Here is a 26,297-nt window from a genome sequence, read left to right on the forward strand (position 1 = left end):
ATGTGGGAAAGTTATAAAAATGGATTCAAATCTTTTTTACAATTGGAAAAATCTTTGGGAGAAAATTCTGTCGAGGCGTATTTGCGTGATGTCGACAAATTAATCGCTTTTTTAACTGAATTCCATAGCGGTATTTCCATTCATAATATTGATCTCAAACTATTACAATCTTTCGTTCATTGGGTAGCGGAGTTGGGCATGACTGCACGCTCTCAAGCAAGAATAATTTCTGGCATCCGCGCTTTTTTCAAATACTGTGTGAGCGAAGAAATCATTACTAAAGATCCTTCTTATTTACTTGAATTACCCAAACTACAACGCAATCTTCCCGATTTTTTGAGTGTGGAAGAAATTGAAAAAATATTTTCGGCTATTGATATGAGTCGCCCCGACGGGCAACGCAATCGAGCAATTTTAGAAACTATGTATAGTTCGGGTTTACGCGTGAGTGAAGTCGTGGATTTAAAATTAAGCTGTTTGTATTTTAACGAAGGATTTATACGCGTTATCGGAAAAGGTGATAAGGAAAGGTTGATTCCCATCGGTCATGAAGCTATTAAATTTATTCAGATTTATATTACTACAATCCGCGTCCATCAAAAAATTGCCAAAGGTTTTGATGACTTTGTGTTTTTGAATAGGTTTGGGAAAAGTCTTTCGCGTATTATGATTTTTAATATCATCAAAAATTTGACACAAATTGCCGGCATACAAAAACAAGTTTCTCCACATACGTTCCGACATTCTTTTGCGACGCATTTAGTGGAAGGCGGTGCAGACTTGCGTGCTGTTCAAGAAATGCTCGGTCACGAGAGCATCACCACTACAGAAATATATACGCATTTGGATAGAGATTATCTCAAAGCCACTTTGAATATGTATCATCCAGCGTTTAAGAAATGATCCTAATTGGATACTTTCTAGTTTTTGCTCTTTAGTTTCTTAACTAAAAATCAAAATAATGTAATTCCATTTACAACCTTACATATCCAAACCTTTCTAAATCATCCAACTCATTAATGAGCATTGTCCGACTATTATTTAATAGATAAATAGCATCACTAATATCAAGCACATTTTGATAAAGATGATCGGTAATAATAAATCCCTTGTTTGATTTTTCGTATTGAATTAGTTCCATTATTTTCTCGATTTGAATTGGCGTTAGATGAGAAAATGGTTCATCCAAAATGGAGAATTGCGATTTTGCTTTTAAAATAACAAATACTTCTACTAATCTTCTCTGCCCACCAGATAAATGTCCAAATGTACTTTTTCTCAAATTTTTAAATTCGGAAAATACATCCACAAAGCTGTAAAAATCTATTAGAAAATCGTTGAAAACCCTATCTAAAGTAAGGTTAGCAGGTATAAAATTAAATTGGGGAAGAAAGGTTAGTTGTTCATTATTTCTAAAAGCGGAATTCAAAGTTATTTTATCTATTCTAACAGATTTGCTGAGAGGCTTCAAATTTCCATAAATAATATTCAATAAACAAGATTTACCTTGCCCATTTCTGCCGAGAATCCCAGTAATCGTATTTGTTTCACATTTTATATAAATATTGGACAATATACGCTTTGCACCAAAATCTAACAATATTCCGTCAGCTTCGAGTATATGCATCATCTGATTTTATAAGTTAAAATCATCAATATGATAAAGAGTATAAAATCAAACAATAACGTAGTTGCCCACAGCAAGACTTTTGGGATTCCTAGATTTTGAAAATAATAGAATTCTTTAAATTTATATTTACCAATAAAGTAATAAATCAAACCTAAAGTAAATATTTTAAACAAAAATAGTGTTCCGAAAACAAGCGGCCCATATTTTTGGAAAATACCAAGACAAACTAATGTAATTATAGAAGATGCAATTATAAAAAACCTATAAAAGGTGAAAATTATTCTAACCGATTTTAAAATATAATTTCCTTTTAAATGCATTTTTATTATACAGTTTATTTCTACTCCACCGGTATTACATAGTCTGGTTTTCCTGTGAAAATGCTCGAGATAGCTTTAGCGCCATAAATCCTTTTATCCAAACGATTACCAATTACTATTATCGTCGCTGTATCTTGAAGTAAACGAGTAAAGACAGAATTTGTTCCATGCCATTTACCATTATGATAAATAATAGAATCCCCATTTTTGTTGAAAAGCATGCGCCAAGCTAAACCATAATTATGCATTGAAACGCGTTCATTACTTTGTGGTTCATACGCCATTTTCAATGTAGTTGCTTTGATAAAACTATGTTCATATAAGCTCCTATCCCATTGCAATAGATCGCGCACCGTGCTATACACATTTTTATCCCCATAAGTAACATCCAAATGATCCATAGGGTATGGTCGATTACCATTGTAGGTCATGACATAATTGACCGTATCTTTGGGTTCGAATATATGCGTGTGCATCATCCCCAATGGTGTAAATACGCTATCTTTCATGTATTTAGGAAAAGTCATTCCCGTCACCTTTTCAATAATAGAAGCCAACATCATAAAGTTGGTATTGCAATAATGGAAATGCTTGTCCGGATTAGCTTGCAATGGCGGTACATGCGTAACCATATAATCAATTACTTCTTGATTCGTTGCCTTATGACGACGATTATAGTCAACGTCTAAAAAATTTAAATAATTGGGCAAGCCACTTCTGTGTGCTAACAACATCTTGATGGTGATGCCGTGATAGGGGAAATTAGGGAAAAATTTCTGAATCGTGTCATCCAAAGACAATCGCCCCTCCTCCCATAAATGCAAAACTGTCATTCCGGTAAACGTTTTGGAAATGGAAGCGATATGCAATGAAGTCGTTGGCGTAATGGGAGATTTCGTTTGAAAATTATATATACCATCATATTCTTCAAATACGATTTGCCCATTTTTAGCAACGAGTATTTGCCCATTAAAATTATTTCCCAAGATACGATGTGCCGCAGCCAATGCGGAATCGTGATATTTTTGTAATTCTTCAGGAGTTAATTGGCGGAAATAAGAAGTATCTCCTTCGTATAATCCGGTTTCCGGATCTTTGGAGGCAACCAAGTGATTGCTATTAGATTTTCCTTTGCAGCTACCTAATGCAATAAGACTTGCCCCGATAATATATAAAAATTTCTTCACTAGATGAAAAGACGTTCAATTGTACAATGATTTCAAAATAAAGCTATTGCTTGCAAAATCAATCATTTTTTTTCTTATTTATTTTATAAAAATATTTTTTCTAAAATAATCGATTTGGGTATCATAATTGCGCTTGACTATTTTGAAACAAATCATTGTCTTGATTTAGCAACAATTGGCAAAATTGAATGTTAAATTTGAATATTTTTGTTTCGATTCGCTTATTTTGGCAGACAATTATATCTAAGAAAATTTACGATATGTCCATAGTTTTATTTGATACAGAAGATAGGAAAAGTTTATACCCATTAACCACAGCAAGGTCTGTAGCCGATATCCGTATTGGTATTTTAACCAGAAAAGAATGGTGGGAAGTAGTATCCAATCAAAAAGTCTATGTTTCCACCGAAAAACATTTACAACCGTTGTATGCAAAAATCCCAGAGGGAAAACATCTATATATTCGTTCCACTATTTTACCGGAAGCTCATTTATTGAAAAAACTATTGCTTCTAAGTGAAAATCGTGCGTTATTGGATGAAAATGGACAATTAATTGCAGCCAACGGCTCTGATACATTTTTCCAAGAAATTTTATCTGGAAAAAGTCAAAATAAACAAACGTCTAAAATCAATTCAGTCAAAAAATTAGAATTTCCATGGCAAATTTTCCAATGGAATGAGGTCTATTTGCGTGCAGATTTCGAGCTTTTGACTAAAAATAGAAAAAGTGCTAAAATTTCGAAAACCAATCAAGTGATTGCGCCAGAAAATATTTTTATAGAAAAAGATGCTGTTGTTGAATGCAGTATTTTGAACGCAAGCACGGGGCCTATATACATTGGTAAACAAGTCACGATCATGGAAGGTGCTTGTATTCGCGGGGCATTTGCAATACTAAAAAATTCCGTGGTCAAAATGGGTGCAAAAATTTATGGAGCTACAACTATTGGTCCTAATTGTGTAGTGGGCGGAGAAATAAAAAACAGCGTCCTAATGGCCAATAGTAACAAAGCCCACGACGGTTATCTCGGTGACTCCGTTATTGGACAATGGGTCAACCTCGGAGGCGGTACAACCAATAGCAATATCAAAAATACAGTTGGTCCCATCAAAATGTGGAATATTGACACGGATAAAGAAACTGAAATTGGAAAAAAAGGAGGTTGTATTGTCGGCGATTATTCACGGACAGCAATTAATTCATCTATTAATACAGGCAGTATTTTTGGTATAGCTTCCAACATTTTTGGTAATGGCTTGTTACCTACAAAGATTCCAAACGGAATATGGGGTACGGACAATAAAAGTCCTTATCTTGTAAAAAATGCTATTAGAGATATCGAAAAATGGATGGAATTGAAAAACCATACGATCAAAAATACCGAAAAAGAAATCATTGAATTTATCCTAGAAAAAAAAGCCTAATGCGAAAAAAAATTGCCGCCGCCAATTGGAAAATGAACCTTACGATTCAAGAAGGAAAAGAACTTGTGAATTCTATATTGAATGAAATTCAAAGTATTCCTGAAGGAAAGGAATTGATATTTGCTGTTCCATTTCCATATATAACCGAAATTGAAACCCAATTAAAAGGACATCAAAACACTTCCGTTGCAGCTCAAAATATTTCTAATCTAAAAGCTGGGGCATACACGGGAGAGGTTTGCGGATTTATGCTGCAATCTATTGCAACCAAATATGTTATTATCGGACATTCGGAAAGGAGAATGTATTTTCATGAGACAAATGAAGTAACTAAAAGCAAGGTGGACTTAGCATTAGAATACAAAATCTCTCCTCTTTTTTGTTGTGGAGAGCCATTAGAAATCAGAGAATCAGGAAGTCAAAATGAATTTGTATACAAGCAAGTGGAAGAATCCTTATTTCACTTGGATGCCGAAAATATTCAAAAAGTAGTCATAGCATACGAACCAATTTGGGCAATCGGAACGGGACTTACTGCCAGTTCGGAACAAGCGCAAGAGATGCATGCGGCAATTCGTAATTTGCTTTCTAGCAAATATGGTCATAACGTTGCTGAAAATATTTCTATTCTATATGGCGGCAGTGTGAAAGCAAATAACGCAGCAGAATTATTTGCGATGAAAGATGTTGACGGAGGATTAGTGGGCGGCGCTTCTTTGGATGCACATGAATTTGCTGCTATTGTAAAAGCTTTATAATGGAAAAGTCATTATTCAAATCACTCAAACCCGTATTTTTCACAAAAGAAATACAGGAAACTGTTGATTTTTATTCTAAAATATTAGGATTCAAAGTAAATGCTTTTGATCCTGAAATCGGTTGGGCAGCACTTGCAAAAGACAATATAGAAATTATGCTGTCCATTCCGAATGTACATTTTCCTTTTACGGATTCTAAATTTACCGGAACAATCTATTTCGAGATTACGCATATCGATGATTTTTGGGAAAAGGTAAATACAGTTGCCAAAATTTGCTATCCTATTGAAACCTTTGATTATGGCATGAGAGAATTTGCCATTTTTGACAATAACGGCTATATACTTCAATTTGGTGAGGAAGTCGTAAGTCCTGATTTCTCTTAAGAAAAACAAAACTAGATTCCATCGAGCTTATAGACAATCCTTAATTTATCGCATAGTCTCTCGAAGTGGACTTTGTGCGATGATTGTTGATTGTCACTTTTCCCTCGAATGAAATTGCGAAGCAATTATCAATACACCCGAAAAACTCATTATTCCATTTGTGACAACATAGCTCCACCATTTTCTGCACTTTGCTGCCAGACGACGGACTGTTTAGATTTTAAGATACAGTAAATTAATCTGTATATTCCTTCCTTCTCCAAATCCATAATAGATTAAATACCTTGAAAAATACCCCAATTTAGGTATTGTTTTTTGTTTTGAAGCATATCAACTTTGCAAGATTATAATGCAATAAAAAATCCATAACAAACAGAAATCCGAAACAAAACTAACTAACGGAATATTAAAACCAAATACTTAAATATCACATTCAAATCAATTATTTTATGAAAAAAAACAAAACTATCTTAAGATTAAGCTTGCTGTTACTTATCCTGTCAACATTCTCCTTTCTGACAAAAGCATCTGCGCAATCCCAAGAAACAAATGTCTACGGATTTGGCTATTCTTATAACTATAACACAAAAACCCTATATGTATCTAATATAGTTTCAGGAGTTATTAATAGCGAAGTCTATGTTGATGCAATGACAATCAATCTAAAAAATCAATGGAATGATAAGATGAAAGTAATAACTAAGGACTATTATACTTACAATTCAACAGCAAATGGGTTTGCGTCAGACAGGGATGTTTACGATAAAATATATAAAGAGAGGACAAAGCTAATAGGAAAGTACAAGGCAGAGGACTTTTCTATAATTAATGTGACCGATTTCTATTTTGCAAAGGAGAAAAAAAATGAATGATTAAATGTGTTAATGGCCCCATTAGACAAATCTATATAAATCCCCTTACCAATCATGAAAACTATTAATATAATCCTTATCTTCTTATCGCTTATAACTTTCAGCCAAAGTCAAGCACAGACAAAGGAAGAAACTGTAAAATGGCTGACGGAAAAGATGATGCAACCATCTTTTTGGCTTGAAAGCAGCCATAGACAGGAAAAAATGCTATTACGAAGATTATAGCAGTCAAATAGTTTACAGTATTGATGAAAATGATCTGAACAGTCAACATAAGTATAGTGGTGCTGCATCAGCAAGTGTCCAAGACAAAAAAGGGAATACAAGAACACTAAATGTAACTACATCTTGTAATTCTTTGGAGGTTCCTAACGCAAAAGAGTCATTTTTGATTAAACTCGAAAAAGAAATGAGGTTCGGAGATGAAAAACTAATTTCTCCTATCAATTACAATATAGAAACGTGCAACTAATGAACCTTCCGATTCCCACAGCGGGCATTATCCATAAATGATCCCTAAACCAAGAAACTTTTTAAGAAACCACTAAAAATCAACCACTATGAGAAAATGGATATTGCTACTTCTACTCTGCTGTATTAGTGGAGTAGGTTGGGGGCAGGAAAAGGATAACTTAGATAAAAGCCTATTCAGTATTGGTTTTAAAAATGATACTATCTATGCGGAAAAAAGTTCAAAAGAAGAATATATTACCATTCCATTAAAAGTAAACATTGGGGATCCAAAGGATTGGAGAGGATATAATCTAAAAGTAGAAATAGACCCAACAAACACATCCATGTCTCCAATGGACTATAAACTACTTGCATCTAATTTTGATTTTACAGCATTGAATGACGATAAAATAATCAATATCCTATTAAAAATAGATACAATCGAGGACAGAAACAGATATATTGTTGTTAACTTAAAGACATTGAAAGACGAGAAAATTGATGTAGAAAAAAGAAATATAAGCTCAAACAAAAAAGTAGTGATTCTCGTAAAAACTAAACAAAAAAACACTGAAAATCAAATAATTAATGATTACAATTTCTTGTCGTACATGGGGACAAATTTTGATATTGTGGAAGGAAAAACAAAACCCAAAAACCTTTTTTTTGCTATGAATATATTTATCCCACCAGTCACAAAAAAAAATAAAGTAGGATTCTATTTTAGCTTATATGGAAACAGAACTATGAGCGATATAGACTCCACAGGTAATGTCCGGAGGACTTATAAATTAGAATCCATAGATGAGGCATCTCATACAAGATACACCTCTCAAAATAAGATGATTACCAACAGGGTGTCAGATAATGTAGGAGCGTATATAAGTCCAGTCTTCAAAATTATCGAATCGTCTAATAAAAATCTCAACTTGTATTATTCTCCATCATTGGAATTTATTTGGAGAAAATCAAGTACAATCACACAATTCGAAGATCCCACAAATTTAGAGAAAGACACTATTAATACCCCCATATCCGGAACGATCGTTATGGACGACCTTACTCAATCTGTTCAAAATGAATATGTTTTTAATTTAGGTGTGGCAGGCATATTACTCGTTTACGAAACCAATAGTTTCAGTTTTAGAGTTCAGTCTTCAGTAGGCTATTCATCTTATTTTTATCCGAGCAACTCCTTAACATTCAATGGTCAAACAAAAGTCGGAAGAACTAATGATATTTTCTTTTCAGGAAGATCTTGGATAACAGAGGCTTCAACCGGATTGACTTTGCAAGCAGAAATAATGAATACGTCAAGAAATCCAAGACCTTTTTTTGGAATAACCCTATCCAAAGCATTTAAATTAAACGAGCTTGGGTCTATATTTAAACCAATAACATCTAGATAATTTTTAAAACCAATAAACAATTATGAAAAAACTATTTACCACGCTCGCCCTATTCCTGTTGTTTGGACTAGTGAATGCGCAGGAATACCCACAGATGATCCTGGTAGAAGGTGGCACCTTTACGATGGGCGATTCCGAGATGGAGGGCAGTGCTGATGAGCTGCCCGCGCACGATGTTACCCTCAAGACCTTCTCCATTGCCAAGACTGAAACCACTGTGCTGCAGTGGAAAACCTTTTGCAATGCCACGGGGCGCACCTTTCCATCAGAGATGGCAGACGAGGTAGATGAGGCGCCTATGGCGTATGTCTCCTGGTACGATGCCGTTGCCTATACAGACTGGCTTGCCGACAAAACCGGCAAAAACTACCGCCTGCCTACCGAAGCCGAGTGGGAATATGCCGCACGCGGCGGCAACAAAAGCAAAGGCTACAAATACAGTGGTGGCCGCAGCCTGGACAACGTAGGCTGGTTTGCCGACAACAGCGGTAGGCAGACCCACAAAGTGGGATACAAACAGCCCAACGAGCTGGGCATCTACGACATGAGCGGCAACCTCTGGGAATGGTGCAAAGACTGGTCTGGCGAGGACTATTATGGCAAAAGCACGAAAGATAACCCCAAAGGTCCCGCTACTGGCACTTACCGTGTTTGGCGTGGCGGTAGCTGGGACGACACCGCAGCTGGCTGTCGTATAGCTAATCGCAACGGCGGCATGCCGGAGAACCGTGGCTACTACTGCGGCTTCCGGGTTGTACTTTCCCAGTAAACAGTTGGGTTATTCCCCCTCCTTTTTAGCAGGTGCTTTTTGCTAAAAAGGAGGGAGGGACGACCAACAATTTAAATTCAAAACAATATAGAGTTAATCCATTTGTAAGCCTTTCATTTAGGTTTGACAAGAATCCTTTAATAAAAGCACTGAATAAGACTTCCATTCAACCTCAAAATCGATAAGATGAAAAAATTAGTAATAACACTGCTCACAATATTCCTAGGGTTAGGAATATTGTGAGCACAGATTAAAGATTCTCTAAATGCAAACTTTGAAAATCCGAATATTGAAAATAATAAAATCTCTGTAGGAAATACATTAAGAATTGAGGCAAATCTCAATGCTTCATGGGGTGGTGTTAGTGGCTGTGCCACTGCACCTACGCCAAAACAAAATATTGAAAAAACTGCAAACCAATGGATTAAAGATCAAATATTTGAAAATCGAACACTAAAATGGATTAGATACGGATGGAATATTCCAGTCATTAATTACAATTATTGGAAAGAGGACTTTCCTAGCAATAGGAGGCATTGTAGAGGAAAGGCCCAATTCAAAATATTTATAGAATTTGAAAAATAGCACTCCTCCCTTCAATGTATTTCAAAAGAAAAACAAATAACTAATCACAATAAAAATCCGCTCCATTAGGAGCGGATTTAGGCAATATCCTTTTATCAACAGTAAAAAATAATCTAAAAAATGAAAAAGTTATTAACAGCTTTATGCATGATATTTCTAACCATAATCACCGCTCAACAATCTCATTCTCAGATCAAGCTTTCTAAAGAAGAAACAGTCGAATATATCAATAAAATCCTCTCTATTTCATTAGGTAAATATAAATCGGATCCTAATGAAAGCTTCTGGGCTATAGAAGAACAATCTTTTTCTTTGGATAAAGTTGCTATAACTAAACAAGTTTATGCCAAAGATTCTGATAATGGAGGATGGAGAAAGTCATGTAAATTCACCGATAATATTTCTCAGATACCTTGGGAGACGCTACAAAGTGTAAGCATTGATACTACGCTTAAATTTGAATTAGGTCTAATTAATCTTTTGTTCAAAACATCCTCTCGTGAGGAGCTAATCACAGATTGCCATATGAAGGAATTTGATGGAACAAAAATTTATACTCCTAAAGAAATTAGCTTGTATGTTACAAAAGATAAAGCAGAAAATGTAAAAAAAGCATTTCTGCACTTAAAAGAACTGATGTATAAAAAAGATCCTTTTGAGTAGATTGCCTTTCTTCAAAATATTCTACAAATGGAAACCTCAAAATCCAAAGGGGACTTTGCGAAATATCACAACTAACACCACAAAGTCCTCAAAGCAGTGAATAAATAGAGAAAAAAGCATACGTTCTGGAACAAAAAGATTCTTTGTAATTTTGTTGTAGATGACACAATTGGAATTTCAACAAATAGCGAAGGACATACCTTTACATCCGGGCATTTACAAATATTTTGATGCAAAAGGAACCATCATATACGTAGGCAAAGCAAAAAGTTTGCGTAAAAGAGTCAGTTCCTATTTCAATAAAACGGGTCAAAGTTACAAGACACATGAGCTTGTACAGCATATACATCATATAGAATTTACGATTGTAGATACGGAACAGGACGCATTTTTATTGGAAAATGCGCTTATTAAGCAGTATCTACCGAAGTACAATATCATGCTCAAGGATGACAAAACTTATCCTTACTTAGTCATCAAGAAAGAGCCGTTTCCACGTGTTTATCTGACAAGAAAAAAGTTGAAAGATGGTTCGGAATATATCGGACCATTTACCTCTGTGGCTAAAGTGCGCGAGATATTGGATTTCATTCGCTTGTATATTCCTCTGCGTACATGCAAACTTCCATTGACGCAAAATAATATTCAAAAAGGGAAATTTAAAGTTTGCCTAGAATATCATTTGGGTAATTGCAAAGGACCTTGTGAAGGACTACAACAAGAGGACGATTATGCGGATGGAATACGTCAAATACGAGAAATCGTCAAAGGAAATCTTTCGCCTGTTTTGAATCATTTGAAAGAGGAAATGAATCGCTATGTCGCAAATTTAGAATTTGAAAAAGCGGCACAGATAAAAAGCAAAATTGAAGGATTAGAAACTTATCAAGCAAAATCAGTTATAGTTAGTAAGCATTTGGGGAATTTGGATGTATTTTCTATAGTCAAAGAGCATGAAATTGCATTTGTCAACTATTTGATTGTTGAAAATGGGACGATTATCATGACTAATACGGTAGAACTAGAAACAAAAATCGAAGAGGAAGAAGAAGATGTTTTGATATTTGCGATAGCGCAATTGAGAGAAAAATTCAATAGTCCATCAAAGGAAATTATCGTCCCCTATGCAATTGATTATCCGGAAGAAAATCTGACTATCTCCGTACCAAAAGCGGGTGACAAAAAGAAACTATTAGAATTATCGCAAAAAAATGTGAACTATTTCCGCGAAGAATTAAAAAAGAAAAAAATACTTCAACTCGAAGGAAAAACAGATATAGAAAAAGAAAAAGTACTAGAACAAGTACAAAAAGACTTGAAACTACCACAGTTGCCCGTCCACATTGAATGTTTCGATAATTCCAATTTTCAAGGAAGTTACCCCGTAGCAGCGATGGTGTGCTTTAAAAATGGTATTCCAAGCAAAAAAGACTATCGACATTTTAATATAAAAACCGTAGTCGGCATTGATGACTTTGCGAGTATGTATGAGTGTGTATATAGGCGTTACAAGCGCCTAAAAGACGAGGGGCAATCTTTCCCACAATTGGTCATTATCGACGGCGGAAAAGGACAATTGGGCTATGCCGTAAGAGCAATAACAGATCTTGGATTATTGGGAAAAATGACTTTAGTCGGTCTTGCAAAAAGAGAGGAAGAACTTTTTTACCCCGGAGATTCAGAGTCATTGAAACTCTCCTGGGATAGCGAAAGCCTTAAACTCATAAGACATATAAGAGATCAGGTGCATCGATTTGGCGTAACATTTCACAGACAAAAAAGATCTAAAGGCACTTTTAAAAATGAATTGGAAGGAATTAGCGGTATAGGAAAATTAACCGCAGATCAACTATTAAAAAGATTTCGTTCCGTCGCGAATATTAAAACATTAACAGAACGTGAATTGACTAGTGAAATCGGTCAATCAAAAGCAACAATAGTGTGGCGACATTTCCATAGTGATGAACTATAAACTTTAGAACATGAGCAAAAGATTATTTATTACACATGGGTATATGGCTTATCCCGGGAAACATTGGTTTCCTTGGTTAAAAGAGCAACTCTCTCCTCTTGGTGTAGAAGTTACTATTTTAAAAATGCCGAATCCTGATAAACCTATTTTAGAAGAATGGATCGCGACTATACAGGAAAATGTAAAACAACCCGACACTGAAACGTATTTTATCGGTCATAGTTTGGGTTGTATTGCAACTTTGCAATATTTGAATACATTAAATATTGTAACAGGAGGGACTATATTAGTTGCAGGATTTGACCAAAAAATCAAAGAATTGCCCGAATTAAATAACTTTGTGACACCCCCATTGAACTATACAAAACTACAAGAACAGGCTACACCATTTATAGTTTTTGGTTCTCCTCAAGATTATATAGTACCATTTTCCATGACACAAAAACTTGCAAATAGTTTGGAAGCTGAGTTAATTTCTATCCCAAATGCTGGACACTTCATGCAAGATGATGGCTTTCTAGTATTCCCACAGATATTGGATGTTGTAAAAAAGGTGATGCACTTATAAAGTGATCACCTTTTTTAATCGAATATCTTCAGAAGATGCTCCAACCATAACTACAAATTGTCCTGGCTCAACCACCATTTTTAAATCTTTATTATACATGGAGAACGCAGTATAAGGAAGTTTAAATGCAATCTTTTTTGATTCACCTGCTTTTAAATTTACCCTTGCAAACTCACGTAATCTCATAGTGTAAGGCACCAAACTAGCCAAACTATCTTTTATATAAATTTGCATAATTTCTGTACCATCTACATTTGAAATATTCTCAACTTGAAACTGAACAGAAACACTATCATTTTTCCAATTCTGCGGAACTGTTACATATAAATTTGAATAAACAAATTTCGAATAACTAAGACCAAATCCAAATGGGTACAAAAAACCCTTTTCCGAAGCATTGCCGCCTGCATCATCTGACATTTTTTGCGGAAACGTTAGTGGAATTTGACCTACATTTTTAAGGATTGGCGTTGCTAACTTCCCGCTTGGGTTATATTTTCCAAAAATTACATCAGCAATAGCATTACCAGTATATTCACCCAAATAATAAGTTTCTAGAATTGCATTCACTGAGTCTGCTGCTAGATTATAACTCGTAGGTCTACCACCAACATGTATAAATATTATTGGCTTTTTACAGTGAATCATTTCCTTAACCAATTCGTTCTGATGACCTGGCAGATCAAGACTCAATCGAGACTTGCTTTCTCCTACGGTTTCTAAATTATCTCCAACAACTAAAATTATAACATCTGATTTTTTAGCAATATTTACGGCAACATTAATACTATCCTGTTCTGCAGCATCCAAAGGAAAATATTGAATATCACTTTGAGGAAAATGCTCGTCAATATGATCTAAACCTTTTGTATAATTTAAATTTACAGCACTTGGCAAAGCATCACTAATTCCATCATATACAGTTTTTACCGCTGAATTCACTGGACCATATCGCGATAACAAAGATCTTATTTCTTTAGCATTAGGGCCAATGATAGCAATATTCTTATATTTTTTAATATCTAATGGGAGTATATTTTGCTCATTTTTTAAAAGAACAATACTCTCATGTGCCGCAGTCAAAGCAATGTGTTTAGCAGCTGTATTATGTACAATAGTATCTGCAGCTTTTTCATCTATATAAGGATGATCAAATAATCCTAACCTAAATTTTACAGACAACACTTCACTAACTCTTTTATCCAAATCAGCCTCAGATAATTTACCCGTTTTGACAGCTTGTTTTATCGCGGCTAAATATTCCTTAGGCTGATCAAAATTTGTGCGAACATTCATTCCTGCATGTAATGCCATTGCCGCAGCTTCTGTCGCATCTTTGGCTACATGATGTTTGGAAAATAAATATTCAAATGCTTCGCTATCACTTACTACATATCCAGAAAATTGAAAAGCCTTCCTTAATATTTCAGTCAAAAAATAATAACTTCCTATAATGGGCTCACCATCATAATCATTATAACTTGCCATAACGCCCATCGGTCTAGCTTCTAAAAACGCAACTCTAAAAGGTTCCAAATAGATTTCCCATAATTCTCTTGGAGTCATTTGCGGATTGGCTCTCACATTCCCATCACGGCCTCCAATTGGAATACTATAAGCGGCAAAATGCTTCACTGTAGACGCAATACCATTAGATTGAATTCCCAATATTTGCTGTTTTCCTAATTGACTAATCAAATATGGTTCTGACCCATAAGATTCTTCTACTCGTCCCCATCTTGGATCCGTGGCAACATCTAAAATTGGGGAATATATATTCGTATATCCCAAGACTTTTCCTTCTTTTCCTGTAATTTTTCCAATATCGTATATTAAAGCACGATCAAAACTATTAGCTTGAGCTAATTGTGAAGGGAAATAGGTGGCTTTCATATGATTTAATCCCCTTATTCCTTCTGAGGTAAAGTCAACAGGGATTCCCAATCTAGTCTCCTCAATAAACCATTTTTGAATAATGTTTAATGCATATGCATGGGATGAATACGGATATGCATAAACAGTATCTTTTCTTAGACCTGTTAATTGCTCGTCTATATTTCCAATCCCATATTTCCATAAACTATCTTTCCATCCTTCAGTCGGAAGACGATCATTTAAAACAGCTCCATAACCATACAAGGTGGCTAATTGATTTGCTTTTTCATTTAAAGTCATTTGACTTAGAAGATTTTCCACTCTATTTGAAATAGATTTAGATGCATCTTCATAAATATCCAATTTCCCATTTTTATTAAAATCAATCCATTTGGGAGGATTACTCTGAGCTGTAGCATGAATAATGCTCATAATGTATATAGACAAAAGGAAAGATTGCCGTAAGTCAAAAATTTTCATAAACTCAAATATATTCTATTTTTTATGTAAATTACAATCAGTGGTTAACCATAACCAATTTCAAAACTAAACACTTATGAAAACGCTTTCTTATTTACCCAAACTATTGCTATTTTTTATTGGTATTCCTAACTCTCATGCTCAAATCATCTACGAAGATCATTTCGATTATTCTACGACACTAGATCAAAATGGTTGGATTCCATATGCTGGCGTAAATACAACAGCGCTTGCAACAACAAATGGGTTAAACTATCCCAATTATCCAAGTGTTGGAAATGCGGCCTACATTAGAGGAATTACAGGCCAAGATGTTTACACACCATTTTCATTGAGGACTTTAGTTTATGGAAGTTTTCTTTTACAAGTTACAGAAAATGCCAACAAAGCTGGCTACATTACATTTTTCAGTAAGAAAAATGCAGACAATAGTATTAATACGCAATACATTGGGAGGATTGTTATTAAATCTAATAATGATGGTACGTTTAAAATAGGCGCAACAAACAATGCATTAACGAATACAGCCTATCCTCCAGTTTATTCTGTTAGCAATTTTAATAACAACCAGGTCTATTTAATATACATCAAATTTGATATCGCGAATAGTTATAACTTAAAAATCTGGGTAAAAGATCAAGGGATTTACAATACGGAGACCGATGCAGGACCTCCAGATGTTTCGACTATTGGTATCGCATCTGCCGGAAGTATATCTACTTCGGTAGATGCATTTGCGATAAGACAAGATCCTGATAATGTGACGGTTATTCTAGACGAATTGAGATTATTTGACAATTGGAATCCTGAAACGCTACCACTACACCTTTTAAAATTCGAAGCTAAATATAAAAGCAATTCAGTACAATTGAATTGGACTACAACTAACGAAATTAACGTAAGTCATTTTGAGATTGAAAAAAGTATTGACGCTAACCACTTTGAAACAATAACCTATATCAAAGCAAATAATATTCCAACTATAATAAATGAATATCAATATATAGATGAAAAAACAACCGACTCTATCAATTACTACAGATTAAAAAATATTGACTTTGATGGAAGATTTACGTATAGCTCTATTATTCAAATTAAGATTAACAACACTGGATTTAAAATTGGTTATTTAGGAAATAAGAAATTTTCATTTTTCCACCCAACTATAAAAAATAATTCCAAAGCTAATATTTACAATTCGTCTGGCATTTGTATAAAGACATTACAACTTTCTAATTTTTCCGAAAAAACAGAATTTGAACTTTCTAATTATCCACAAGGTATTTATTGGTTAAAATTTTTTGAGCAAAATCGACAAGCATGCATTCAATTTTCCAATAATTAATAATTCTAATAATTTGACATAAAATTCAAAGAATATTACAGCACTAAACATATGCATAATTGTAACTTTGAATAAATGGAAAAGGAACTCTCAAAAAGTCAAGTATATCTAATGGCAGTTGCCGCTGGTGTATCTGTTGCAAATATTTATTACAATCAACCGATACTAAAAGACATTGCCAATTATTATCACATAGAGGAAGCCGCTGTGGGCAGCATTTCCATGCTTACTCAGATCGGTTACGGATTGGGATTGTTTTTTCTAATTCCCTTGGGCGACAAAATGAATAGAAAGAAATTAATTATCATTTTATTTTCTTTACTCATTTTAAGTCTATTGGGAATGGTCTTCGCTCCTAGTATTTTGACGGTGCAAATACTAAGTGTACTTATAGGAATACTTTCCGTAACTCCACAAATAATGATCCCAATGGCGGCGCAAATTAACCATCGAACCAGAGGCAAAACTGTTGGTACTATTTTAAGTGGATTACTTATTGGTATTCTTGCGGCAAGAGTTTTAAGTGGGTGGATTGCCGAGATATCTGCATGGAAAACCGTCTATGGGATTTCTGCCATACTATGTTTGGTTATGCTTTTGTTATTAGTCAAAACATTGCCCAACATACCCAATAGTTTTGAAGGAAATTATTTCTCCTTACTCGGTTCTGCATTAAAACAATTTACGAGATTTGGACACTTACGCGAGGCGGCTCTGATGGGAGCAGCATTATTTGGTGTATTTTGCTCCTTCTGGACGACACTAACATTTCATTTAAGTGGAGATCCATTTAATTATTCTTCGGAAAAAATTGGCTTATTTGGAATTGTTGCAATAGTTGGAGCGATGATGGCTCCTATAGTTGGCACTATTACCGATAAGGGGAAAACACGTATGGCATTAATCATTTGTGCGATTTTATGTTTAATAAGCGCTGTTTTAATCAAATTTTTCCCAACATCTTTACTATTTTTCATCATCGCAATTATCCTAATGGATATTGGCGTACAAGGCGCGCAAGTTGCGAATAGTGCACGCATTTACGGTTTGGATAAAAATGCGGGTAGTCGTATTAACACCATTTACATGACTTCCTATTTTTTAGGGGGAGCATTAGGTACTGCCGCAGGATTATTTTGTTGGAAAAATGGAGGTTGGGATATGGTAACCAATCAGATGATTTTATGGAGCCTCATTGGCTTATTAGTTGTCATATTGGGTGGATATTTTTTAAAAAATAAGAAAAAAGGAGTATAATATGAGTAGCATTAAAATTGGTTGGATTGGTCTAGGTGCAATGGGAAATCCAATGACAAATAATCTATTAAAAGCAGGATTTGAATTAAGTGTGTATAATCGTACCAAATCCAAAACCTCAGATTTAGTTGAAAAAGGAGCCAAAGCAGTTGATACACCAGAAGAATTATGGGAAGTAGCGGATGTAATTTTTATGATGGTGAGTAATGATCAATCTTGCAAGGACATCGTTTTGGAAGACGCTAATTTTCTGAATGCACCATCGGCAAGTGGAAAATTTTTAATTAATGTAAGTACCATTTCACCAGAGACTAGTTTGCAATTATTTGAAGCAGCAAAAGAAAAAGGTATTAAATATATTGACGCTCCTGTTTCTGGTAGTGCTGGAGCAGCGGCAACCGCAAGCCTTTTATTTTTAATTGGTGCAAAGGAATCAGAAGTACAAACGATCATTCCTGGGTTTGATGCGATGGGTAAGAAAAATTACTTTTTAGAAGAAGTCACTAAAGGTAATAAAGCGAAAATTGCAATTAACTATCTAATTGCTATTAACTATTTGGGAATTGCAGAGACCGTATTATTTGCACAAAATTTGGGGGTTGATAACGCAACGATGTTAGATGTCATTAATAATAGTGGGGCAGGAAATGTGACGAGCAAAATTAAAACAGAACCGATCGTTACAAAAAACTTTACGCCTATCGCTTTTGCATTGGAAAATATGCTAAAGGATGTCAAACTTGCAAAAAATGAAGGCAATAATTTCCCATTGAGTGATGGATTATTGAAAGCATACACGGATGCAAATGATGCTGGTTTTGGCAAAAAAGATGTGATGGAAATTTTAAGTTTTTTGGATAAATAAAATAAATAAAGGGTTGCCAATTGCAACCCTTTATTTATTTTGAAGCATTATATTTTTCAATATATTTTTCAATTTTTTGCAAACCATAAAGTGTACCTTGAAAAACAGGATTACCTACATTATCTTCTGCTCTAGTCATAAATGTTTGAATCGCTATTTTTAAATCTTTAATCTTAGATGCTTCATCAATCTGATGTTCACCTGGAGCAGGAATTTCTGTAGTAGAAAAAAATTGTTTTAATCTGGTCAATTCTGCGGACCACTCCGCTTTGGAAGAATAATTCATATTGCAAATTTAAAAAACGATCTTTAAAAACGTTTGATAATTCTCAGATGATGGGTTCTTTGTACCAACTCTTTGCTTATAATTCCTTCGTTATCAATTGAATCTATATGCACTCTTCCGGAAGAATGGATAATAGTAAATGGATCTAATAAAATACCAACGTGCGTAATATTTCCTTCTGCATTATCAAAAAATGCCAAATCTCCACATTGCGTTGCTTGCAAAAATCCAACAACTTCTCCTTCTTTTGCCTGTTGAGATGCGTCACGCGGAAGCGTTTTTCCAAAAAACTTTAAAACATTTTGTACAAATCCGCTGCAATCTATCCCAAAGCTACTTCGTCCTCCCCACAAATAAGAAGTGTTCATAAATTGCAGTGACAATTCTCTAATCGCATCCTCATTAAAACTGTTATAGTCCAATTTTAAAGAGCGCATTTTTTTGTAACGCACTTTAAATTTTCCTATTTGTCGTACTTTATAAATCGGTGTACCTACCGAAATATACATCGGAGTTTCATTAAGGTAAACCATCGCACCATTTCTTTCTACAAATCCGAGGGGAGCTTTTGCAACAAAGTGTTTAGTCACTTCCGTTAATTGAGTTGTTTGTACCCATCCTTCATAATGGTCAGCTATACATTTAACTTTGGTAAAATCCCCTTTTTTGTCCATTACCAATGCCTTTTCCCCAAATAAAATTTGGCTGATCATTTCGCTTCTATGCGAATTTTCGGCACGTATGGGAGCCGTAGCAACTATTGCGGCAACATATTGCATAAATAAATTTACGGATTTTGGGCGTTAAGGTATGGAAATTAATACAATAGAGCATCTTACTCATAATATTTTTATCTTCGGTTAGTGAATTTTAGTAATAAACCATATAGAACGGATGAGGAAATTCTTTTCGATTTTGATAAATCGAAGGACAATCGTTTGTTGGGTGTATTACTCCAACGTTACACATTACTTTTGCTCGGTGTGTGTATGAAATATCTGAAAAATGAGGAGGATGCCAAGGATTGCGTGCAACTCATTTTTATGAAAATCATTGCTTATCTTCCCAATAATAAAGTGAGTAATTTTAAAAGCTGGTTGTATACTGTAGCTAAAAATCAATGCTTTATGTATCTTAGGTCTAAAAAATCGCAGGTACATGCCGAAGAAATCAACGATGATATTTTAGAAGAATTTCAAGCATTTAATTTTGATGCAGATAGAGAATATCTTCTATCCTTAATGGAAACTAAAATATCAGAATTACCTAATGGACAAAAAGAATGCATCGAATTATTTTTCTTAAAAAAAGAAACTTATAACGAAATTGTAGCACATACGGAGTTTACTTTGTTACAAGTCAAGAGTCATATACAAAATGGTAAAAGAAATTTAAAATTAATGATGGAAAAAAGCTTAAATGATTCCAACAGATAAAGACATATTATCCCAAATTCCCATCTCTGATGAGTTACTTAACAAGTCATTGAAACATCAATTGTCTGATGATGATCAGCGATTGATGGATGAGGCGATATTGTCTTCTGATTTTTTGCAAGATGGCATTGATGGCCTCAGCAACTATTCTTCTTTGGAAAAAGCAAATAGGCAAGCTACAGATCTTAACGCTTATCTGCTCCAACAGTTAAAGCAAAAAAATAATGCCAAAAAACAATTAGGTTTAAAATACAGCAAAACAACCATTTTGTTGGTATTTGGCATTTTGTTGTTAATTGTGTTGGTGTTCTATCTTTTATTCGTAATTCCACACAAAATTTAAAAGAAATCAGCAGCAATTCCATCTGCTAATAAAAAACCCTTATCCGTAAGAATTAAATAACCGTTTTGTTTGATCATCAACTCATTATCTAAAAATTTCTTGGCTAGTTTTTCAATTCTTTGGACGGAATTTTCGCCCCAATTTTCTGTAATTAATTGCAAATTAAGACCTTCCATCGTACGAAGGCTCGTCATAATATATTCTTCCAATTGCTGATGTGGAGTCAGGTTTTCAATTTCAAATGGAATTTCATTATTGCTAAGCGTTTGTATATATTTCGCATTATTGGCGATATTCCATTGGCGACTATTTCCATTAAAAGAATGAGCAGAAGGACCAATTCCGATATATTTTTTCCCTTGCCAATATGCGCTATTGTGTCTACTATGAAATCCGGGTTTGCCAAAATTGGACACTTCATAATGATCAAATCCTGCTGTTTTCAATCTCTGCATCAAATATTCAAAATGGCGCGCTTGCTTGTCTGGATCTGTATTCTCTTTTTTATGTTGCGCAATCATTTTATCCAACGCCGTTCCCTCTTCCACCGTCAATGCGTAACAAGATAAATGTGGAATATTTAATTGAATAGCTGTTTCTATATTCTTTTCCCAATTTTCATCAGAAAGCGTCGGTGTACCGTAGATTAAATCAATCGTAATATTTTCAAAACCAGCCTCTTGTATATCTTTTATGCTTTGTAAAGATTGTTGCGAATTGTGCGCTCGATTCATCCAAACAAGATCTTCATTTTGAAAAGATTGTACTCCCAAACTGAAACGATTAATTCCGATACTTTTCCAAAATGCCAGTTTATTTTTCTGAATATCATCTGGATTGGCTTCTAAAGTAACTTCAGCATTTTCAGCTATATTATATTGATTTCTAACCGTTTGTAATATCTCAGATAATTGTTCATCATTTAATAAAGACGGCGTACCTCCACCAAAATAAATACTTTCTATAATTTCATTTTTGGGCAAATAAGTACTTCTTAATTGAATTTCTTTACAAATAGAAAGTATCATTTCAGACATAGAATGTAATGTCGTAGAGAAATGAAAATTACAATAATAGCACGCTTTTTTGCAATAGGGAATATGTATATAGATCGATGCCAAACGTAAAATTTAGGGCAAAGTTCCGGCAATTTTGTCCTTCGTCAAAATTTGAATAGAATAAACCCTATTTCAATTCAGTATAATCCAAATCTAGCAATGGATAAATTTTACTATTTGACAAAGAAAAATGCCACCATTCTGTTGATAATGGTTTCAATCCCACGGCAATCATTGCATCTTCCAATATTTTACGATTTTTTATTTGCGTAGCGGATAATTGCATATAACTGCGATGCGCTTTTTCAGTAAAATTGTCAAATTCCGTAGGCATCGCCAATTCCTTTCCTGTTTTTAAATCATACAAACTAATATCTACGGCAGTCCCTCTATTGTGATCGCTACCATGTGCAGGATTGGCGGCATAACGATCATCGGGAACAATTTTCCACATCAATTGCGTGATATGATAAGGTCGATACGCGTCAAAAAGTAAAATACCAAAGCCTGATTCATTCAACGCTTGATTTGCTTTTTGTAATGCTTCTGCCATTTCAATAGTTGCAAATGGTTGAAAATCATGATATAATACTTGTTTAGTAAAATTATGTGTAGTACTGTAAGATATATTTTCTTTTAAATTGGGTATGTATTGAGACAATAGAACCAAGCGTTTATTTTTCGGCACGCTTTTTTCATATTGAGATACGCTTTTTATAGAAGTGAGTTGCGCGCCACTTTTTCCATAAATTATGCTCAAAGTCAATATTATAGAAATAGAAATGAATGGATTTAAACACTTATTTTTCATTTTTTGTTATATTGCGAAACATTGAATAATAAATATAGAAACGAACCCAAACAAAGATAATTTGAAAGTATTGAAATCATCCTCTCTAAATTTTAATCCATTTTAGTGGCGAAACGTGGCTCATTTGTAATCTGGCAACTCCTCCTATTTGTAGGAGTAGTTTTCATTTGCACAAAATCTTATGGACAAGCCAAAATACAACCTGCAAATGCGGATCATGGGAAAATTGTACTTGGAGTTGCTAGTTTCTACAGCAAAAGCCTACAAGGAAGTGAAACATCTACGGGAGAAACTTTAGATCAAGATAAAATGACGGGAGCAAGTAATTTTTTTAAATTAAATGCTTGGGTTCGCGTTACCAATCTAAGTAATAACAAATCTATTGTAGTAAGGATAAATGATCGAATGCACCAAAGAATGGCAGATAGAGGAAGAGTGATTGATGTAACTCGAGGAGGGGCCATTCAATTAGGTTATCTATATAGAGGACTTACACGAGTAAAACTCGAGGAAGTCCCTCCAAATACAAAAGAATAAATGGATTATTTTTTTATAGTGCGAATTAAAAAATCGGCATACATTTTATGAATAAGACCGTCAGCTAATCCGATTTTTGGCACCAAAATCTCTTTAATCCCTGCCCATTTCATTACATTGACATAGATCTGAAGTGCAGGCACAATTACATCTGCACGATCCTCTCTTAAATTGAATTTTTCAATTCTTTCTATTACAGTTAAAGGTTCTAATTCAGTTAAATACTCTTTCAAAAGTGGTAAATGCAGAGGTGTACCATCCTTGCGTTTACTCATTGAGAAGACCTTATTAATATTACCACCAGAACCAATTGCCGTCAAAGGAACGGACGCATTTTTGATATAGGTTTTGATAGCTAATTGTAATTCCTCCCAATTTTCTTTCGTTACCAAACCTTGCAAAATTCTGATCGTACCAATATTGAATGATTTACGGTAAATATGTTTTCCATCTTTGAAAAAACTCAATTCCGTACTACCACCACCCACATCTATATATAAATAACCATTTTTGCTATCCAAACTTTCCGCAAAATGATTTTCAAAAACTAATGAAGCTTCCTCATCGCCTGAAATAATTTCAATATTGATGTCTGCTGCTTTCTTCACTTTCTCAATAATCTCACTACTATTTTTGGCATCGCGCATCGCACTTGTAGCACAAGCACGCAAATAGGGAACTTGGTAAGCGGAAAGTAAATGGCGAAATGCTTGCATGGATTCCAATATCATATCTTCTCTCTCGGGACTGATTTGTTTGGATTTAAATACATCCAAACCCAATCTCAATGGCACACGAACAAGATTAATCTTATTGAATTCAGGCTTTTTATTTTTTTGTTCGATTACATCGACAATAAGCAATCGAGCAGCATTACTTCCTATATCTATAGCGGCAAACTTCAAATTTTGAATAATTTTATTTAGTTAAATAATTATAGATTTCCACTTGCGAACGGTGAATTTCTTGACCTTTATGAGAAACATATTTATTGGACAATTTATTATCCAAAATACGTGCTTTAACATTGTCTTTTAACTGTAAAGCAATGATTTCTTTTATTTCTTTTTTGATACTGTCTTTCAATACAGGAATTGCAACCTCAATACGGTGATCTAAATTGCGTACCATCCAATCAGCAGAAGAAATATAGATTTTTTCTTTACCTCCGTTGTTAAAAATTAAAATACGTGCATGTTCCAAATATTCATCAACAATGCTTATTGCTTGTATTTTCTTTTTAAACTTCGGATTTTCTACTTTTGCACAGAAAATACCACGGATAATCAATTTTATTTCCACTCCAACTAAGGCGGCCTCATATAGCTTATCAATTAAATCATGATCACTCAATGAATTAACCTTGATAGTGATTGCTGCAGGCTTTTTTGCTTTTGCCAATTTGATCTCTCGATCTATCAGTTCTGTCAGTTGAGATCGCATACCCGTTGGACAGACCATCAGAGTTTTACATTGATTTAGATAAATCCGTGAAGCAACTTTTGGATTTTCTAAATATTTAAATAAGCGATTAATATCTGCCATTACATTACGGTTTTTGGTCATTATGAGTTGATCACAATAAAACCGAGCCGTCTTCTCATTTAGATTACCTGTGCTAACAAAACCATATTGAATTGTACTATTTTTTACACGTTTTTTTATGATGCATAGCTTGCCATGCACTTTCATATTAGGAACACCAACAAGAACAACCACTCCTTCTTCTTCTAAGCGTTCTTTCCACTCCAAATTAGCTTCTTCATCAAAACGAGCTCTCAATTCCAACATCACAGTTACTTGCTTTCCATTGCGAATTGCATTGATTAAAGCGTTGACTATTTTAGAATTAGATGCTAATCGATAAGCGGTAATTTTAATACTCGTTACATCTGGATCCATTGCCGCCTCACGAATTAAATCAATTACAGACCCAAAAGAATGATAGGGAAAAGAAAGCATAACATCTTTCTTTAACACTACATCAGTTACCCTATTAGAATTTTTAAAATCTGGATGTATAATTGGTTTCTGAACAATCGAGTTTTCTGATTTAGGGAAAACATTAGGGAAATCCATAAAATGTCTAAAATTATGAATATGACCTCCAGGTATGATATTACCTTTACGATTTATATTCATTCTTGACAACAAATATTCTAACAACCCCGCATCCATTTCCTTATCATATACAAAACGGACTGTTTTGCCTTGACGACGACTTTTTAACCCTTTTTCAATTTTTTGTACAAGTGACGTAGAAAGATCGTTATCTATATCAAACTCTGCATCTTTCGATATTTTAAATACATGCGCATCAAATTGATTGAATTCGAAATACGAGAATATAACAGGTAAATTAAACTTGATGACATCTTCCAACAAGATGATTTCATGTCTTCCTGGTGCAGACGGCGGCAATTCTTTGAATCTGCCAACGATACGAGAAGGCACTTCTATAATGGAATATTTCTGCGAATATGCAGAGTCTTTCATGCTTAAAACAACGCCGAGGTACAAACTTTTTTCTCTTAAATAAGGGAAATTTGTGATATTTTCTATTAGTAATGGTATAATATTAGATTCCACCTCTTCATCAAAATATCTTCTTACATATTGTTTTTGTTCTTCGTTAAGTTGATGATCATTGACAATATACACATGTTGACTAGCCATTTCTTTTTCGACATTTTCCCAAATTCGATTAAACTCATTTTGCTGTCGCAAAACAATAGATTGAATTTCATCTAAAATTTTCTGAGGATCTTCTTCGAAATGAAAATTAACTTTTTTACCTTTAAGATCAACCATTCTCTTCAAGGCTGCAACTCTTACTCTAAAAAACTCATCTGTATTATTAGAAAAAATACCTAAGAAATGTATCCTCTGAATCAAAGGGACAGTTGGATCATTGGCTTCCTGTAACACTCTTGCATTGAAACTTAACCAGCTAATATCTCTTGGTATGTATTCTTTTTGCTTCATCTAAATCTGTATTAATATAA

Annotated in this window: 26 protein-coding genes; 17 read left to right on the forward strand and 9 right to left on the reverse strand. The window is 34.3% G+C overall.

Annotation, left to right across the window (positions count from 1 at the left end; genetic code table 11):
* On the forward strand, positions 1–903 hold the full coding sequence (gene xerD / locus E0W69_RS12815) for a site-specific tyrosine recombinase XerD (protein WP_131330447.1): 903 nt from the start codon (positions 1–3) through the stop codon (positions 901–903).
* Between the two features lie 70 nt (positions 904–973).
* Here the strand turns inward: xerD and E0W69_RS12820 are convergent, their stop codons facing one another.
* Both E0W69_RS12820 and E0W69_RS12825 read right to left on the reverse strand, forming a co-directional pair.
* Positions 974–1,630 carry an ATP-binding cassette domain-containing protein gene (locus E0W69_RS12820; protein ID WP_131330448.1) on the reverse strand — a complete coding sequence of 219 codons (657 nt, stop codon included), beginning with the start codon at positions 1,628–1,630 and terminating at the stop codon, positions 974–976.
* A 340-nt stretch (positions 1,631–1,970) separates the two neighbouring features.
* A complete protein-coding gene (locus E0W69_RS12825) occupies positions 1,971–3,137 on the reverse strand; it encodes a serine hydrolase domain-containing protein (protein WP_131330449.1) in 1,167 nt (388 codons plus the stop codon).
* A 260-nt stretch (positions 3,138–3,397) separates the two neighbouring features.
* Between E0W69_RS12825 and E0W69_RS12830 the strand changes: the two genes are divergently transcribed.
* The 10 genes from E0W69_RS12830 to E0W69_RS12875 all read left to right on the forward strand — a co-directional run bounded on the left by E0W69_RS12830 (position 3,398) and on the right by E0W69_RS12875 (position 12,999).
* The gene (locus E0W69_RS12830; RefSeq protein WP_191967838.1) at positions 3,398–4,564 is read left to right on the forward strand and encodes a putative sugar nucleotidyl transferase; all 1,167 of its coding nucleotides are present in this window, start codon (positions 3,398–3,400) and stop codon (positions 4,562–4,564) included.
* Positions 4,564–5,322 carry a triose-phosphate isomerase gene (gene tpiA / locus E0W69_RS12835; RefSeq protein ID WP_131330451.1) on the forward strand — a complete coding sequence of 253 codons (759 nt, stop codon included), beginning with the start codon at positions 4,564–4,566 and terminating at the stop codon, positions 5,320–5,322. Before E0W69_RS12830 ends, tpiA begins: the two co-directional genes overlap by 1 nt.
* On the forward strand, positions 5,322–5,708 hold the full coding sequence (locus E0W69_RS12840) for a VOC family protein (RefSeq protein WP_131330452.1): 387 nt from the start codon (positions 5,322–5,324) through the stop codon (positions 5,706–5,708). The genes tpiA and E0W69_RS12840 overlap by 1 nt, the downstream gene beginning before the upstream one ends.
* 449 nt (positions 5,709–6,157) lie before the next feature.
* Positions 6,158–6,580, forward strand: a complete 423-nt coding sequence (locus E0W69_RS12845; RefSeq protein ID WP_131330453.1) for a hypothetical protein — start codon at positions 6,158–6,160, stop codon at positions 6,578–6,580.
* A gap of 178 nt (positions 6,581–6,758) precedes the next feature.
* On the forward strand, positions 6,759–7,052 hold the full coding sequence (locus E0W69_RS12850) for a hypothetical protein (protein WP_131330454.1): 294 nt from the start codon (positions 6,759–6,761) through the stop codon (positions 7,050–7,052).
* Between the two features lie 88 nt (positions 7,053–7,140).
* Positions 7,141–8,442 carry a hypothetical protein gene (locus tag E0W69_RS12855; protein ID WP_131330455.1) on the forward strand — a complete coding sequence of 434 codons (1,302 nt, stop codon included), beginning with the start codon at positions 7,141–7,143 and terminating at the stop codon, positions 8,440–8,442.
* Positions 8,443–8,464: 22 nt separating this feature from the next.
* The gene (locus E0W69_RS12860; protein WP_131330456.1) at positions 8,465–9,211 is read left to right on the forward strand and encodes a formylglycine-generating enzyme family protein; all 747 of its coding nucleotides are present in this window, start codon (positions 8,465–8,467) and stop codon (positions 9,209–9,211) included.
* A gap of 705 nt (positions 9,212–9,916) precedes the next feature.
* Complete coding sequence (locus E0W69_RS12865; RefSeq protein ID WP_131330457.1) at positions 9,917–10,459, forward strand: hypothetical protein; 543 nt, start codon at positions 9,917–9,919, stop codon at positions 10,457–10,459.
* A 160-nt stretch (positions 10,460–10,619) separates the two neighbouring features.
* Positions 10,620–12,431 (forward strand): excinuclease ABC subunit UvrC, encoded by a 1,812-nt coding sequence (gene uvrC / locus E0W69_RS12870; protein WP_131330458.1) that lies wholly within the window; start codon positions 10,620–10,622, stop codon positions 12,429–12,431.
* A gap of 10 nt (positions 12,432–12,441) precedes the next feature.
* Complete coding sequence (locus E0W69_RS12875) at positions 12,442–12,999, forward strand: RBBP9/YdeN family alpha/beta hydrolase (protein ID WP_131330459.1); 558 nt, start codon at positions 12,442–12,444, stop codon at positions 12,997–12,999.
* On the opposite strand, the gene E0W69_RS12880 is transcribed toward E0W69_RS12875, so the two are convergent.
* A complete protein-coding gene (locus E0W69_RS12880; RefSeq protein ID WP_131330460.1) occupies positions 12,994–15,306 on the reverse strand; it encodes a glycoside hydrolase family 3 N-terminal domain-containing protein in 2,313 nt (770 codons plus the stop codon). The genes E0W69_RS12875 and E0W69_RS12880 overlap by 6 nt on opposite strands.
* 124 nt (positions 15,307–15,430) lie before the next feature.
* On the opposite strand from E0W69_RS12880, the gene E0W69_RS12885 reads away from it, so the two are divergent.
* The 3 genes from E0W69_RS12885 (at position 15,431) to E0W69_RS12895 (ending at position 18,821) form a co-directional block, all read left to right on the forward strand.
* Entirely contained in the window at positions 15,431–16,699 is a 1,269-nt protein-coding gene (locus E0W69_RS12885) for a hypothetical protein (protein ID WP_131330461.1), read from the forward strand.
* 75 nt (positions 16,700–16,774) lie between these two features.
* Positions 16,775–17,956, forward strand: coding sequence for an MFS transporter (locus E0W69_RS12890; RefSeq protein ID WP_131330462.1), 1,182 nt, complete (start codon positions 16,775–16,777; stop codon positions 17,954–17,956).
* Position 17,957: 1 nt separating this feature from the next.
* Positions 17,958–18,821 (forward strand): NAD(P)-dependent oxidoreductase, encoded by an 864-nt coding sequence (locus tag E0W69_RS12895; protein ID WP_131330463.1) that lies wholly within the window; start codon positions 17,958–17,960, stop codon positions 18,819–18,821.
* 34 nt (positions 18,822–18,855) lie between these two features.
* On the opposite strand, the gene E0W69_RS12900 is transcribed toward E0W69_RS12895, so the two are convergent.
* Both E0W69_RS12900 and E0W69_RS12905 read right to left on the reverse strand, forming a co-directional pair.
* Entirely contained in the window at positions 18,856–19,107 is a 252-nt protein-coding gene (locus E0W69_RS12900) for a DUF6965 family protein (protein ID WP_131330464.1), read from the reverse strand.
* A gap of 23 nt (positions 19,108–19,130) precedes the next feature.
* The gene (locus E0W69_RS12905) at positions 19,131–19,886 is read right to left on the reverse strand and encodes a C40 family peptidase (protein ID WP_131330465.1); all 756 of its coding nucleotides are present in this window, start codon (positions 19,884–19,886) and stop codon (positions 19,131–19,133) included.
* Between the two features lie 84 nt (positions 19,887–19,970).
* On the opposite strand from E0W69_RS12905, the gene E0W69_RS12910 reads away from it, so the two are divergent.
* Together E0W69_RS12910 and E0W69_RS12915 are read left to right on the forward strand one after the other, a co-directional pair.
* The gene (locus E0W69_RS12910) at positions 19,971–20,543 is read left to right on the forward strand and encodes an RNA polymerase sigma factor (RefSeq protein ID WP_131330466.1); all 573 of its coding nucleotides are present in this window, start codon (positions 19,971–19,973) and stop codon (positions 20,541–20,543) included.
* Complete coding sequence (locus tag E0W69_RS12915) at positions 20,527–20,886, forward strand: hypothetical protein (protein ID WP_131330467.1); 360 nt, start codon at positions 20,527–20,529, stop codon at positions 20,884–20,886. Before E0W69_RS12910 ends, E0W69_RS12915 begins: the two co-directional genes overlap by 17 nt.
* Here E0W69_RS12915 and hemW read toward each other — a convergent pair.
* Positions 20,883–22,007, reverse strand: coding sequence for a radical SAM family heme chaperone HemW (gene hemW, locus E0W69_RS12920; protein ID WP_131330468.1), 1,125 nt, complete (start codon positions 22,005–22,007; stop codon positions 20,883–20,885). The genes E0W69_RS12915 and hemW overlap by 4 nt on opposite strands.
* A 64-nt stretch (positions 22,008–22,071) precedes the next feature.
* Positions 22,072–22,755 carry a M15 family metallopeptidase gene (locus E0W69_RS12925; RefSeq protein WP_131330469.1) on the reverse strand — a complete coding sequence of 228 codons (684 nt, stop codon included), beginning with the start codon at positions 22,753–22,755 and terminating at the stop codon, positions 22,072–22,074.
* 105 nt (positions 22,756–22,860) lie between these two features.
* Between E0W69_RS12925 and E0W69_RS12930 the strand changes: the two genes are divergently transcribed.
* Positions 22,861–23,292 carry a septal ring lytic transglycosylase RlpA family protein gene (locus E0W69_RS12930; RefSeq protein WP_191967839.1) on the forward strand — a complete coding sequence of 144 codons (432 nt, stop codon included), beginning with the start codon at positions 22,861–22,863 and terminating at the stop codon, positions 23,290–23,292.
* Positions 23,293–23,297: 5 nt separating this feature from the next.
* On the opposite strand, the gene E0W69_RS12935 is transcribed toward E0W69_RS12930, so the two are convergent.
* Positions 23,298–24,197: a Ppx/GppA phosphatase family protein gene (locus tag E0W69_RS12935; protein WP_131330471.1), complete on the reverse strand. Its 900-nt coding sequence runs from the start codon at positions 24,195–24,197 to the stop codon at positions 23,298–23,300.
* A 13-nt stretch (positions 24,198–24,210) separates the two neighbouring features.
* Positions 24,211–26,277 carry a polyphosphate kinase 1 gene (ppk1, locus tag E0W69_RS12940; protein WP_131330472.1) on the reverse strand — a complete coding sequence of 689 codons (2,067 nt, stop codon included), beginning with the start codon at positions 26,275–26,277 and terminating at the stop codon, positions 24,211–24,213.
* Between the last annotated feature and the right edge of the window lie 20 nt (positions 26,278–26,297).

The sequence above is a fragment of the Rhizosphaericola mali genome (assembly GCF_004337365.2).
Taxonomy (GTDB): Bacteria; Bacteroidota; Bacteroidia; order Chitinophagales; family Chitinophagaceae; genus Rhizosphaericola; species Rhizosphaericola mali.